Below are 13,491 nucleotides of genomic sequence, written 5' to 3'. Positions count from 1 at the left end.
TAGATGAATTTTTATCAAAAGATATACACGCATAAAGTCGTTTTTTCTTCATTGTTTTTTTTGTTGTTTTTATTCAACATAGAAACTTTGTTGTTTTCGCATTTCAGCGATGATTTTTCCCAATTGTTTTTTTTGTTTGAAAACCATGTTTATGATTTCATTATCAAATTAGATTACTTGGGGCTAATAGGCGTTTCTTCAATTTATTTGCTTGCGCTTATTTTAAAGCCTTTCACCCTCACGCGCCAAAAATGCGCTTGTATAGGGATATTATGCCTTTTTTTCTACGCTTGGAATTTTCCTATTAAAAATTCTTCAATAGCGCTTTATGTTTTCTATTTCGCGCTGTTAGGGACTTTATTGTGGCGTTTTTTAGGGGCTAGCATGAAGCAATCTTTCTTGCCCTCTATGAATATTTGCGTCGTGTGGGTTTTTGCTTCTTCTTTACAGAGCTTTAGATTTTTAAGCGTGTCTGATTGCGTGGATTTTTCGCTTTTTATGCTCGCTCTTTTTTTATTGATACTGGTTTTAATCTATCACAAACGCCTTTTTGGGCTGTATGAATACGCTAACACGCTTATTTTGATCGTGGGGCTTTGTGTGGTCGTGCTATGCTCTAGCATGTTCATTCAAACTAAAGAATACTATGGCATGCGATTGGGTTTTTATTTTTTAGGCTTGTTAGGGTGGCTTTTAGAATACATCCATAACACTTTAAGGCGTTTGGAGCATAAGATTTAAAGGCTTGGCTCTCATTCAATAGGGATTGTTAAAGCTTTTTGATTGAGTGTCCTTGATTGAGTGTCTTTTTGGGGCTTAAAAGGGGTTTAAGAAATCTTAAAGAGGTTTGATGATCTTTTGTTTTTGGCGTTCTTGCTCTAATTTAGCCACTTGAGCGAAGACAATCGCTACCGCTTCAAACAATTCTTCTGGTATGGTAGCGTTTAATTTCACGTCTCTATAAAGCTCTCTAGCGAGCGTTTTATTTTCTATAATTTCTATATCATGCTCTCTAGCGATGCCCTTAATCCTAATGGCTAAATAATCCGTGCCTTTAGCCACCACCACAGGCACAGGGTGTTCTTCATCAAATTTGAGAGCGACGGCATAATGGGTAGGGTTAGTTACCACAACATTGGCTTTAGGGATTTCTTGCATCATTTTATTCGTGGCGTTTTTTACCATCATCTGGCGGATTTTGGCTTTGATTTCTGGGTTTCCTTCTTGCTGTTTGTATTCATCCTTAACTTCTTGCTTGGTCATTTTTAAAGAGTTGGTGTATTGGCGGCGCTTGATGACTAAATCTATAAAAGCCAAGACAAAAAATAAAAATAAAAGCGAAGAAATGAGCCATAACGCCTTGCTTTTAAACCATAACAATTGGCCTTGCAAATTCAAAAGAGCCGCATGGTTTAATTCCCCTAAAAACAAGGAAAAGATGAAAAACCCCAGGAAAAAAGCTAAAAAAACTTTTAAAGTGATCAAACTCCCATCAAGGAGCTTTTTTAAAGAAAAAAGGTTTTTAACGCCATTGATAGGGTTGATTTTAGAAAATTTAGGCTCAATGACTTTAGGGGCAAAGAGCCATCCAAATTGCAAGACATTAGACAAAAACGCCACCACCATTAAAATGATTAAAACAGGTAAAAGCAATAAAAAAGTGTCTTTAGCCAGCTGGTTAAACAGCTCTTGAACGCTTTCTTTGCTAAAATCTAGGGAAAAATCTTTCAACACATGGCGATACATCTCGCTAAAGCCATCCACCCACCATATAAAAAAAACAAAAATACTCATTAGCCCAGCCAATAACCCTAAAACCCCCACCACTTCCATGCTTTTAGGCACATTGCCTTCTTCTCTGGCTTTTTGGATTTTTTTCGCGCTAGGGAGTTCGGTCTTTTCTTCTTCTTCAGCCATTTGATCCCTCTTTTAAAATTTGAACGGCTAATTCATAGTCTTTTAGGGTGTTGAGGTTTAAAAACTCTTCTTCTTTATCAAAATGGATAGCGGTTGAAGAGGCGTTTTTGATAAGATCGCTCAAGCGATAATTTTGCGTTTTAAGGGCGTAATTAAGGGCGTTAAGGATACTTTGATGCCACAAAGAAATCAAATAATGTTCTTTTGTGGGGCTTTTAGCATAGACTACGCTAAAGTTTTGAATCCCACAAAGAGCCTTAATGCTTTCAAAGGACACTAAAGGCGTATCTATGGCGATAAAAAAAATATAAGGGGTTTGCAGCGTTAAAAAAGCGTTATGAATGCCAAAAAGGGGTGAAAAAAGGCCACTCTCTTTTTCTAAAAGATAGGGAGCGTTTAATGCGTAAGATTTTTTAGCGCTGATAATGACTTGTTTGAAAAGTTTTAAAAGGCGCGAGTATTGGTATTCTAAAAGGCTAGAATACGATTTTAAAGGCATGAGAGCCTTATTGATTTGAATGTTATTGATGGTAAAACGAGAGCTTTTGCCCCCAGCTAATAAAACGCAAGGAATGTTATCAATGATAGGGTTTTTCAAAAATTCTATCCATTTTGATGTTGTTAAGTTATTGTTTATTATGTTACACTAAAAGCTTAAATAAAAGGGCATAAGGGAAAAGGGAGTGTTAGTAGATAGCTTTAATAGGGTTATTGATTATATTAGGGTGTCTGTAACCAAACAATGCAATTTCAGGTGTCAGTATTGCATGCCTGCTACGCCATTAGATTTTTTTGATGATGAAGAATTGTTGCCTTTGGATAATGTTTTAGAATTTCTTAAAATCGCTATTGATGAGGGCGTTAAAAAAATTAGAATCACGGGTGGGGAGCCGCTATTACGCAAGGGTTTAGACGAGTTTATCGCTAAATTGCACGCTTACAATAAGGAAGTAGCGTTAGTTTTAAGCACTAATGGTTTTTTACTCAAAAAAATGGCTAAGGATTTAAAAAATGCCGGGTTATCACGGGTGAATGTTTCATTAGATTCTTTAAAAAGCGATAGGGTTTTAAAAATCTCTCAAAAGGACGCTCTTAAAAACACGCTAGAAGGGATTGAAGAGTCCTTAAAGGTGGGTTTAAAACTCAAATTAAACATGGTTGTGATGAAAGGCGTTAATGATGATGAAATATTAGAGCTTTTAGAATACGCAAAAAATAGGTGCATACAAATCCGCTACATTGAATTTATGGAAAACACGCATGCTAAAAGTTTGGTTAAAGGCTTGAAAGAGCGAGAAATTTTAGATTTGATCGCTCAAAAATATCAAATCATTGCGACAGAAAAACCCAAACAAGGGTCTTCTAAAATCTACACGCTAGAAAATGGCTATCAATTTGGCATTATCGCTCCGCATAGCGATGATTTTTGCCAATCTTGCAATCGTATCCGTTTGGCTTCTGATGGCAAGATTTGCCCATGTTTATACTATCAAGACGCCATAGACGCTAAAGAAGCGATCATAAATAAAGATACAAAAATGATGAAAAGGCTTTTAAAACAATCTGTCATCAATAAACCAGAAAAAAACATGTGGAATGATAAAAACAGCAAAACTCCCACAAGGGCGTTTTACTATACAGGGGGGTAGGGGAAAATATTTATTATTTTAAATCTTTTTATAAAAATAAAGCGGTTTGTTTAGGATTTTTGGCTGTAGTGGTTAGGATCAAACAATAAGGAGGTCTTCATGGAAAAAGTCCTAGCGTTTTTTATTCCCGGCTTTTTTAGTTTCCGGTCTTTCGGGGGGGGGGGTTACTTATAAGCCTACCCTAAAATCCCCAAAATCTCTCGCTTTTTTTAAATCTCTCTTTTTTGGAGTTAGGTCATGAAAAAAGATAGAGAAAAAAACAAAAATACAGCAACATTACAGACGCAACCACCATGGGTTCAACTGCTGAAGAGAGCACACTTTATGCTAGCGCCAATAGAGAGCATTTTTCTGCTTGGGATAGATTAGAAGAGATCTCAAAAAGGAAGATAAACCCCAAGTATATTAATCAAAATATCAACCAACAAGCGGGGTACTCTGCTGAAATCAAAGAGCAAGCCCGTGTTAATGCGCATAATATCCTTGCAAAAAAAGGGGAAAGGATAGTGCAATATGATGATCTTTCTAGCGAGCGAAAGGCTCAGGTTAAAAAGTTTATCCCAAACTATGCCACGCCCAAGAAGAACCACGAAATCGTGGATTATATCAGTGTGGATGAAAAGGGGAATGTCATTCCTGGCACGCTCACGCAAAGTAAATTTGTGGGCAGAAATGGTGAAGAGTGTTTTAAAAAACTCTTATCTAAAGACTATGAAAAATATTTTGAAAACGGCGCGAAGATGAAAATCGCTAGGAATCATTATTGGGATTTTCAAAGAGCGGTCAATACCAGGATCAAGAGCCTAGAATCTCAAATCGCTAAACAAAAGGGACTTGGCGATTTTCAAAAAGTCGCTCATTTAGAGGAAAAACTCCAAAAATGCAAAACAATCAAAGCCCATACAAGGCCTGCGAGCTCCACTAAAGGAGAGGCGATTGAAGCCAGATTGAATCCAAATCTCTCCACTGCCAAAGGTGTTGTCAGCGTTTCGCATCGAGCAGGAATGAACGCTGCACAAACCGGTGCGTTGATAGGTGGTGTGGTCTCACTCGCAACGAATGTTTATGAATGTGTCGCAAATGGCAAGGATCCTATAAAAGCACTCAAGCACACCCTTGTTGCTACCGCAAAGGGTGGAGCGCTTAGTTATGGTAGCGCGTTTGCAAGCTCATCTTTGGGAGGTTGGATGCAAAGCAGCGCTAATAGAATCATCCAAAGCCTTGGCAAGGGTTCATTGCCTGCGATGATTGTGGGTGCTTGTGTGACAAATGCTACGGTTTTAATTCGCTATCTTTCTGGAAAGATTGATAGAACAGAGCTTCTTAAACAGCTTGGGAAAGCTAACACCACTCTTGTAAGTAGTGGGGCTATGGCAGTTGCTGGGCAAGCGCTCATCCCCATTCCTGTGGTTGGGGCGTTGATTGGGGGCTTTGTGGGTGCAGCGTTGAGTGAAACTTTTTTTAACGCTTTTCTAAAGGCTCGAGAAGAGGTTAAATTGGCGCGCCAAAGGCGTATTGAGATTGAAAGAGAATGCCGTGAAATCATCAAGCTGTTAGAGGCGTATCAAAATCAATTTAAGGAGGTGTTTGAGCGGTATTTTCATGAAACCACCAAGTTTTTCAATCAGAATTTTGATGAGCTTGAGCGGGCGCTTTATGCAGGCGATGCGGATTTGGCCATAGGAGTCAATAATAAGATCCAAGAGAAAATAGGCCAAAAACCCTTGTTTAATAATACCCAAGAATTTTCGGAACTCATGAATAATGGTAGAAAAATAGAAATTTAAAGGAGAAAACATGGAAAAAAATGATAGATATGAGATTGTAACCAATGTGATAGAGTCGTTAGAAAATGGTGGTTCTTTCAATCAAAGAGATCGTGAGAAATTCATGCAAACCGCTAGAACGCATGGGATTGAAGATAGCGTTATTGAAGAAATTATTGATATTGGTCAAACGCTCAGCCTTATCTACCGCCGTGAAGATCTTATTGATGCAAGCGATTTGCCAAGAGAACAAAAGAAAACCATGCACGCTGAGCTTCAAAAAAGCATTGATGAAAATCTAAAAGCTTTAGAAAATATCAAAAATAACATTTAAGGAGAAAACATGCCATTACCATTTATTTTAGGAGGGCTAGCCCTAGCGACAGCAGGATATGGGTTAAAAAAAAGTTTTGATGCAAGCGACACTGCTAATACTGCTAATATAGCTATCAAAAAAGCCAACGATTTAAAAGAGGAAGCAAAAAGAAAAGCTGATAATGCGCAGTCTAGTTGCAATCAAGCTTTAGTGAGATTGGGTAAGAAAAAACTCCATGTCCAAAGTTATAGCATGTCAAGTTTTGTGAAAGAGTTCAATCAATTGAAAGGTCGTGAGTTTGTCGTCAAAGTTGCCGACATGCAAGATCTTCGCAAGCAAGTCTCAAATGCACAAAATTTATTTAGCCAACTTAATACCAATGGTATGACTGATGAGAGTATTATAGAGAAAATGCTTATAGGCTATGGTAGGTTAGGTGTTTCTAATTTTACTGCTGGTGCTATTATGGGTGGAGGGCTCGCTGCGAGCGGTCTTGCGGGTGCGGCAGTATTTGGAGGGCTTATAGCCGGACCCGCACTCGCTATTTTGGGGGCTTTGAGTGTCGCTAAAATGGAAAAAAGCTAGAAGATGCCAAAGCTTATTATTCTCAAGTTGAAGCAGCCGTTAAAAAAGCAGATGTAGTGATTGATAATCTCCAAGCCGTTAGGAAAATGGCAGATCTTTTCACCAGGCAGATCACAAAGTTTGATGCACTGTTTTTCTCGTTTGCTCAAGATGCCATCGCCACGATGAAAAAGCATAACTACGATACCTCTCGTTACAATCAAAAAGAAAAAGATCAGCTCAGCGTTACCGTTTCAACGCTCCTTAGTTTGAGCGCTTTTTTGAAAGCGCCTATCATGGACGAACACCAAAAGCTCACTGAAAAAGCACAAAAAGCCCTTAATCTCATGCGAGATCAGACGGATAGCTTAGAAAATGGGAATTATAGCTTGCGTGGTATCAGATTTAGGCAGGCACGACTTGAAGATCTAAGAGACGATAAGACTTCTTAAGACTATAGAGCTTTAAAAGAGGAAAAAAGGACACAAAATAGAGGGTATAAAGAAGCGAGCATGGAAGAATCAAAAAAGCAAACAACTCCTGATCGTTTCTCTTGCACCTCTTGTGGGCTTTGCTGTAAAAATATCGCCGGGATTATTGAGCTTATTGAGTTTGATGCTGGCAATGGGGTGTGCAAGTTTTTGGATTTAGAAACCAATCTGTGCAAGATTTATGAATCGCACCCGTTAATTTGCAGGATTGATGAAGCGCACAAAAAGCTTTATTCTCATATTCCGCTTAAGGAATTTTATGCCAAAAACGCAGAGGTTTGTAATGCTTTACAAGAAGCAAACCATATGGATATAAGTTTTAGGGTTATTCTTAATCAATAATTTAATTTTATAAAAACGCTAATAGCATTTTTTAATTTATTGTTCCACAAACACCGCATCAACCAAGTCTTCTATAAAGCGTTCTTCATCAAAAGCGATCAAATCGTCTTCTTTTTCGCCCATTCCTAAATAAAGAATGGGTAATTTCAACTCATACAGCACGCTTAAAATCGCTCCACCCTTAGAAGTGCCATCAAGCTTAGTCATGATCACGCCGTCTAACGCCAGAGTCTCATGGAAAATTTTCGCTTGCGTTAGCCCAGAACTCCCTTGCGTGCCGTCTAAAATAAGGAATTTATAAAAGGGGGCGTCTTTTAAAACTTTAGAGCAAGTGCGCGCGATTTTAGAAAGCTCGTTTTTAAGGTTGGTCTGGTTGTGCAGCCTCCCGGCGGTGTCTATAAAAACTTCATCTATATTTTTAGCGATCGCGCTTTCTATGGTGTTGTAGGCTAAAGAGCTTGGATCGCTCCCTTCTTTAGCACTAATGACTTGAACGTTAAGCTTTTCGCCCCATAGTTGGAGCTGTTTGACTGCGGCCGCTCTAAAGGTATCGCCGGCCCCTAAAAGCGCTTTTTTATGCTGTTTTAAAGAGAGTTTGGCTAATTTAGCGATCGTTGTGGTTTTACCCGCCCCATTAACCCCCACGATGAGATGCACTAAGGGTTTTGTGGTGATGGTCTTTAGGCGGGTTTTATCATAGTAACTTTCCCCACGCACAAAACGCAACAAGGCGACTTCCAATTGCTTGGGCGTAACTAAATCGCCTAAATGCTTTAACAGGCTCTCTATCAAATCGTATTGGATGTCAAAGCCAATCAAAATTTCTTCTAATTCCTCTTTAGGGATATTTTCACGCTTTTTTTCTTTCTCTTCGCCTTTAATCTTATTGACAATTTTTTTGAAAAAATTAAACATAATTTTTAATCCTTTAAGTGGGAAATATCAAATTGGAGCATTTCTGCTGGCACGATCCCTTGATACATTTTAATCAATTGGTGTTTGTCATACAAGAGCATGTTAAAAGAATGGTTTAAAGCGTCATGGTTTAAATGATCAAAAAGAGCGGTATCTTTAGGGTTTAAAATCATCAAATCAGTTTGAGAAGGCGCAATAAAGTCTTTGATTGCATCGCTTGAATAGGGTTGATTGAGTAAAATAAGCACCCTCAAACGATCTTTAAAAGTTTTTTTTAAGACGTTAAAGCTGGGGGCGTAATCTTTTAAAGAATTATCTAAAGCGCTTAAAATCAATAGGGTAGGGGTGTTAGGATCCGGGCTGATGTTTAGGGAATCTAAATCGCCCATAATCGTGTATTCTTGGTTATTCAGATCCATAGCGGTGTAGGTTTTAGGGCTATCTTGTTGGGTGGTATTGTTTTGAGAATCTTGAGATTTTTGAGAATTTTTACAAGCACTAAAACCCAACAAAACGATAAAAACCAGCGCGATAAAACGCAAAAAATAAGCCTTAATTCTCATTATAAACACATCCTTAAGAATAATAAAATGGTAACTAATAACCTAAAATTATACTATAATGTAAGTCTAAAATTTAAGGATTATAACCATTAAAACGATTTTTAGAGATTTTTGTAAAGAACGCTTGAAAAGGGCTAAAGCAAAAAATAAAGTCAGGGATAAGTTGGCTTGCAAGCTTTTGTTTTGGAAACTCAAAGATTATCAAAATATTTTATTGTATAGCCCATTAGGGCATGAGCTTGACATCAGGCCTTTGATTTTGAAGTTAAGACAAAAAAATAAGCATGTGTGGTTGCCTAAAAGCATCAAAAAAGGCGCTAATTTTTCTAAAGAGGGCTTTACTATCGCACCCTTTAGGTTGCCCTTAAGGCGTTTGGGGTGGTTTGATGAGCCGAGTTTATCGCACTGTTATAAGCGAGAATTAGATTGCATTGTCGTGCCGATCTTAGGAATGGATACAAGCTTTAGGCGCGTGGGTTTTGGGCTAGGCATGTATGATAGGAGTTTGCCCCAATTGCTCAAAAGGCAACTAAAACGCCCCTTAATCGTGTTTGTGAGTAGGGAGTTAGCGATCGCTAATGGTATCCTTACAGACGCTTATGACATTGAAGCGAATCTTTACATGAATGCTCGTATCGTTATGAAGAATGATAAAAGGAAACATTATGAGCAGCGGGTTAATTTACATTTCATTAGAAGTCTTGGTAGCGTGTTTGATCACCGCTTTAATCATGTATTATGTGATGAAAAAGATCTATTATGCTAGAGGGCAAGCCATTTTAAAAGGTGCTTCAGCCAAAGCCAAATTAATGGAATTTCAAGCGAAATCTTTCGTGGAAGCTGAAGAAATGCGCATGAAAAGCCAAGAATGCAAGTTGCAACAGCAATATGAAAATAAGAATTTGCAACTCCAAACCCATTTTGATAAAAAAGAAGCGCATTTGAAGCATTTAGAAGCACAGCACAAAGAATTTGTAAGAGATGAAAAACGCTATTTGGAAAAGGAAAAAAAAGAGCTTGAAAAAGAACGCCAAATTTTAGAACAGGAGAAGGAAAATTTTAAAAAACAGCGCGCTATTTGTAAAGAAGCTCAAGCCAAAGCGCTAGACACGATGCTCAATTACATGGCTTACACCAAAGATGAAATTAAAAGCATGATCTTAGAGCAATTAGAAGAGGAACTAGAAGCACAAAAAAGCGCCTTAATCAGGCGTTATGAAAAAGAAGCCAAAGAAGAGGGCAAGAAAAAATCGTATGCCATTTTAGCGGAAGCGACAGCCCGTTTTGCGGGTGATTATGCGACAGAGAATTTAACAAGCCGTATCGCTTTGCCTTGCTCAGATTATGTGGGTCGTGTGATAGGAAAAGACGGGAAAAACATTGAAGCGTTTAAAAAGATTAGTGGGGTGGATATAGAATTTAGCGAAGACAGCAGCGAATTGTGCTTGTCCAGTTTCAATATTTATCGGCGTGAAGTGGCGAGCGAGACGATTAAAATTTTAATAGAAGACGGCCGTATCCAGCCTAATAGGATTGAAGAGGTTTATCACAGAGTCGCACGCAACATGGAAAAAGAATTGCTTTTTGAAGGGGAGAGCGTGGTGCTAGAATTAGAGCTTGGGGCTATGGAAGATGAGCTTAAAATTTTAATAGGCAAAATGCGTTACCGCTCCAGTTTTGGGCAAAACGCTTTACAGCATTCTAAGGAAGTCGCTCTTTTAGCCGGCTTGATTGCAGAACAGCTTGGGGGGGATAAAAAGCTCGCTAGAAGAGCGGGTATTTTGCATGATATTGGTAAAGCGCTCACCCAAGAGCTTGGGAGAGACCATGTGAATTTAGGCGTTGAGGTGTGCAAGCGCCATAAAGAAGACCCGGTCGTGATCAATGCGATTTATGCCCACCATGGGCATGAAGAGATCATGAGCGTGGAGTGCGCGAGCGTGTGTGCGGCTGATGCGCTTTCAGCAGGGCGTCCGGGCGCTAGGAGAAAGAGCGATGAAGAATACGCTAAACGCATGCAAGCTTTAGAAGAGATCGCGCTAGAATTTGATGGGGTGGAAAAGGCGTATGCGATGGAGAGTGGGCGAGAATTAAGAGTGATTGTCAAATCCAACCAAGTCAGGGACAATCAAGTGCCTATTATTGCCAGAAAGATCGCTAAAAGGATAGAAGAGAGCGCTCAGTATGTGGGCGAAGTGGGCGTGCAAGTGGTGCGAGAAAATCGTTTCAAAACAACCGCTACGCTCAAGCAATAATCAAGCCTTTTTCCCGCACCTTTTCCATATGCCTTTAGAAAAAACTTTATAGTAGATGAATGAGCGCAAAAAAGTTTCTGATGCGATCACTACAAAAATAAATTCCACCTTAAAATGATAGATTAAAAGCAAGTAAATAGGCATGATCCTTAACCCCCATAAGCTTAAGGTGTTAATATACAGTGAGACTTTAGAAATGCCAGCCCCCCTAAAAACTCCATCTAGCACAAAATACCCAATTAAGGGGGCTTGAGAGAGACCCACAGCGATCAAATAAGAGCGCGCCACTTCCAAAACTTCTTCATCTTGAGAAAAAAGGCTCGCAAATTCTTTAGCGAATAAGACTAAAACAATCCCTAAAACCCCCATTAAACCCATAGAGATTTTTAAAATCAAATGCGCGTATTCTGTGGCGATCTTTGGCTTGTTCGCCCCTAAATTTTGCCCTGTTAAAACCATTGCTGCGATCATAAATCCAAATCCGGGCATGAACGAAAAGGTTTCCACCCTAATGCCTATTTGCATGCCCGCTAACACCTTATCCCCATAGCTCGCTACAAATTTGGATAAGAGTATTAAAGAAAACAAGCTCAATAAGCGCTCAAACCCGGCCGGCCAACCCACTCTAAACATGGTTTTTAAAAAAGAAAAACGAAAGGTTATTTTGAATTTTAAAGGGATTTTTTTGATTTGTATCCAAAGACTAAGTGCGAGTAATTCCCAATAAGAGACAACCACATTCGCTAAAGCAGAGCCTACAATCCCCATTTCTTTAAAACCAAAATCCCCAAAAATCAAGGCTTGATTCAAGAAAATGCATGCGATGACCATGATGATTTTGACAATAAAGGGGGTTAGGGTGTCTGAAAAGCTAGCGAGCGCTGAAACTAAAACATTTTTTAAAAAAATACTCGGTAGCGCGATAACTAAGACTTCTAAATAATCTTGCGTCAATTGGCGCGAAGGATCTTGTAATTGCATCCAATTTAAAAAAGGCTCAATCAAAAAATAAGAAACAAACAGCACGCCCAAACAAATCACAAACGCCCCTATAAAAATACTGGAAAAAGCGTGGTTGATTTGAGTAAAATCCCTAGCCCCAACAAGCCTAGAAAGAATGGCGTTAGTGCCGGTGTATAAAATCGTATTGATGCCATAAAAAAGCATTAAAAATTGCAAGCCCACCCCTAAAGCCACAATGTGATGGTGCGAAATCTTACCCACAAAAAAAACCGAGAGCGCGACCACCAGCACATCTAAAAAAGCATTGACCCCAGAGGGTAAGGCTAAAGAAAAGATTTTCTTAACTTGATAGATTAGCCTAATAGTAACGCTCCAACCACCCCAAAAACAATCAAAGGAAGGTTATAGACTAAAAAAGTCGGCACGCATGTGTCATAGATATGATTGTGTTGGCTGTCTGCGTTAAGCCCGCAAGTAGGCCCCATGGTGCTATCGCTAGCTGGTGAGCCTGCATCGCCTAAGGCTGCGGCTATACCGATGAGTAAAATCATAGATTCCGTGCTAAAACCTAATTTCGCGCATAAAGGGACATAAAACACAGCGATGATAGGAATCGTGCCAAAAGAAGTCCCTATCCCCATAGTGATAAAAAGCCCTACAACAAGCATTAAAAAAGCCCCTAAAAGCTTCCCTTGGATCACGCTTGTGATCGCATTCACTAAGCCATCTATCGCATGCACTTTTTGCAACACTTCCCCAAACCCGCTAGCCACTAACATCACAAAAGCGATAAACGCCATCATCTTCACGCTATCATCCATTAAAGAGTCTGTTTCTTTAAACTTAATGCCACGACCTAGTAAGATAATCGCTAACGCTAAAAAGGCGGCTAAGGGCATCGAATCGGTGGCTAATTGGATCACAAACGCCACGACAATCCCTATAAAAGTCAAATAGTCATGGTAGTTTAATTGAAGCGAGGCGTAATCTTCTATATTAAAAGATTTTTCCTTGTAGTGCCTGGGTTTTTTGTATAGCGTTAATACGGCGACAAATAGCCCAACGACCATCGCTAATCCTGCTATCCACATCACTCCTGTGATTTGCGCTATGGTGGTGCTAACGCCATTGGCTTTCAATTGCTCTAAAATGGTGGTTTGAAAAATCAAGCCAAACCCTACAGGAAGCACCAAGTAGGGGGCTTGCAAGCCAAAGGTTAAAGCGCAAGCGACCGCTCTTCTATCCAATTCTAGCCGGTTCATTAAATGCAAAAGAGGGGGGATTAAAATAGGGATAAAAGCGATATGCACCGGCACTAAATTTTGCGAAAAGCATGCGATGAAAGCGATCAAAAAGCAAAAAGTGGATCGCTTGTAATCCATTAAGCCTATTAATTTATTCAAAGCGACTTTAATGAGATTGCTTTTAGCGATCGCTACCGCTAAAGCCCCTAAAAGGATGTAGCTTAAAGCGATGTTTAAATTGCCTTTCATACCGTCTATCATCACGTTAAAACTCTCTGTGATTCCAAGCCCTCCCATAAGCCCTGCTATGAGAGTCGCGCTAATCATAGAAAGCATGACATTGAGCCTTAAAAGGCTAAGAACGCACATGCAAATGATGGCTACAAAGGCAGGATTGCTCCATACAGAGCTATTTTCTAGCATTTTTGCTCCTTGTTAAAATAAAGATACCGCGCAAAAATGATAGAATTTTTGCGCTTGTTTAGCGCAAAAAATTGCATCCACCA

The 13,491-nt window shown here is 39.3% G+C and carries 12 protein-coding genes and 2 pseudogenes; 8 read left to right on the top strand and 6 right to left on the bottom strand.

All coding sequences use genetic code 11. The features are described 5' to 3' along the window. The first annotated feature begins 3 nt into the window (after nt 1-3). Complete coding sequence (locus tag CS889_RS04050; protein WP_089086915.1) at nt 4-741, top strand: hypothetical protein; 738 nt, start codon at nt 4-6, stop codon at nt 739-741. Nucleotides 742-837: 96 nt separating this feature from the next. On the opposite strand, the gene flhB is transcribed toward CS889_RS04050, so the two are convergent. Next, a complete protein-coding gene (gene flhB / locus CS889_RS04045; protein ID WP_089086914.1) occupies nt 838-1,917 on the bottom strand; it encodes a flagellar biosynthesis protein FlhB in 1,080 nt (359 codons plus the stop codon). Next, nucleotides 1,910-2,515: a molybdenum cofactor guanylyltransferase MobA gene (gene mobA, locus CS889_RS04040; protein ID WP_089086913.1), complete on the bottom strand. Its 606-nt coding sequence runs from the start codon at nt 2,513-2,515 to the stop codon at nt 1,910-1,912. Before mobA ends, flhB begins: the two co-directional genes overlap by 8 nt. An 85-nt stretch (nt 2,516-2,600) precedes the next feature. Between mobA and moaA the strand changes: the two genes are divergently transcribed. The 5 genes and pseudogenes from moaA (at nt 2,601) to CS889_RS04010 (ending at nt 7,045) form a co-directional block, all read left to right on the top strand. Continuing rightward, nucleotides 2,601-3,566: a GTP 3',8-cyclase MoaA gene (gene moaA / locus CS889_RS04035; RefSeq protein ID WP_000959528.1), complete on the top strand. Its 966-nt coding sequence runs from the start codon at nt 2,601-2,603 to the stop codon at nt 3,564-3,566. Nucleotides 3,567-3,803: 237 nt separating this feature from the next. Next, nucleotides 3,804-5,353 (top strand): annotated as a pseudogene (locus tag CS889_RS04025) (DUF456 domain-containing protein). Between the two features lie 10 nt (nt 5,354-5,363). Continuing rightward, a complete protein-coding gene (locus CS889_RS04020; protein WP_089086911.1) occupies nt 5,364-5,666 on the top strand; it encodes a lipocalin/fatty acid-binding family protein in 303 nt (100 codons plus the stop codon). Between the two features lie 9 nt (nt 5,667-5,675). Continuing rightward, nucleotides 5,676-6,664 (top strand): annotated as a pseudogene (locus CS889_RS04015) (sortase). 60 nt (nt 6,665-6,724) lie between these two features. After that, complete coding sequence (locus tag CS889_RS04010) at nt 6,725-7,045, top strand: YkgJ family cysteine cluster protein (RefSeq protein WP_089086910.1); 321 nt, start codon at nt 6,725-6,727, stop codon at nt 7,043-7,045. 36 nt (nt 7,046-7,081) lie between these two features. On the opposite strand, the gene ftsY is transcribed toward CS889_RS04010, so the two are convergent. Beyond that, complete coding sequence (gene ftsY / locus CS889_RS04005; RefSeq protein WP_000481582.1) at nt 7,082-7,960, bottom strand: signal recognition particle-docking protein FtsY; 879 nt, start codon at nt 7,958-7,960, stop codon at nt 7,082-7,084. Between the two features lie 5 nt (nt 7,961-7,965). Continuing rightward, the gene (locus CS889_RS04000; RefSeq protein ID WP_089086909.1) at nt 7,966-8,523 is read right to left on the bottom strand and encodes a hypothetical protein; all 558 of its coding nucleotides are present in this window, start codon (nt 8,521-8,523) and stop codon (nt 7,966-7,968) included. 97 nt (nt 8,524-8,620) lie between these two features. Between CS889_RS04000 and CS889_RS03995 the strand changes: the two genes are divergently transcribed. Both CS889_RS03995 and rny read left to right on the top strand, forming a co-directional pair. After that, nucleotides 8,621-9,289 (top strand): 5-formyltetrahydrofolate cyclo-ligase, encoded by a 669-nt coding sequence (locus CS889_RS03995; RefSeq protein WP_089086908.1) that lies wholly within the window; start codon nt 8,621-8,623, stop codon nt 9,287-9,289. Then, nucleotides 9,267-10,778: a ribonuclease Y gene (rny, locus tag CS889_RS03990; protein ID WP_001910024.1), complete on the top strand. Its 1,512-nt coding sequence runs from the start codon at nt 9,267-9,269 to the stop codon at nt 10,776-10,778. Before CS889_RS03995 ends, rny begins: the two co-directional genes overlap by 23 nt. On the opposite strand, the gene CS889_RS03985 is transcribed toward rny, so the two are convergent. After that, nucleotides 10,779-12,095, bottom strand: coding sequence for an MATE family efflux transporter (locus CS889_RS03985; protein WP_269456840.1), 1,317 nt, complete (start codon nt 12,093-12,095; stop codon nt 10,779-10,781). After that, nucleotides 12,095-13,408 carry a Na+/H+ antiporter family protein gene (locus tag CS889_RS03980; protein WP_089086906.1) on the bottom strand — a complete coding sequence of 438 codons (1,314 nt, stop codon included), beginning with the start codon at nt 13,406-13,408 and terminating at the stop codon, nt 12,095-12,097. The genes CS889_RS03985 and CS889_RS03980 overlap by 1 nt, the downstream gene beginning before the upstream one ends. Between the last annotated feature and the right edge of the window lie 83 nt (nt 13,409-13,491).

The organism is Helicobacter pylori (assembly GCF_900120335.1).
Lineage (GTDB): Bacteria > Campylobacterota > Campylobacteria > Campylobacterales > Helicobacteraceae > Helicobacter > Helicobacter pylori_BU.
Note: the sequence above shows the minus strand (reverse complement) of the source record. Positions and strands in the feature narration are given on the sequence as shown.

Coding starts and splice junctions, on each gene's coding strand:
- CS889_RS04050 (WP_089086915.1), top strand. CDS start 4: ATGAATTTTTATCAAAAGATATACACGCATAAAGTCGTTTTTTCTTCA.
- flhB (WP_089086914.1), bottom strand. CDS start 1,917: ATGGCTGAAGAAGAAGAAAAGACCGAACTCCCTAGCGCGAAAAAAATC.
- CS889_RS04020 (WP_089086911.1), top strand. CDS start 5,364: ATGGAAAAAAATGATAGATATGAGATTGTAACCAATGTGATAGAGTCG.
- CS889_RS04010 (WP_089086910.1), top strand. CDS start 6,725: ATGGAAGAATCAAAAAAGCAAACAACTCCTGATCGTTTCTCTTGCACC.
- ftsY (WP_000481582.1), bottom strand. CDS start 7,960: ATGTTTAATTTTTTCAAAAAAATTGTCAATAAGATTAAAGGCGAAGAG.
- CS889_RS04000 (WP_089086909.1), bottom strand. CDS start 8,523: ATGAGAATTAAGGCTTATTTTTTGCGTTTTATCGCGCTGGTTTTTATC.
- rny (WP_001910024.1), top strand. CDS start 9,267: ATGAAAAAGATCTATTATGCTAGAGGGCAAGCCATTTTAAAAGGTGCT.
- CS889_RS03980 (WP_089086906.1), bottom strand. CDS start 13,408: ATGCTAGAAAATAGCTCTGTATGGAGCAATCCTGCCTTTGTAGCCATC.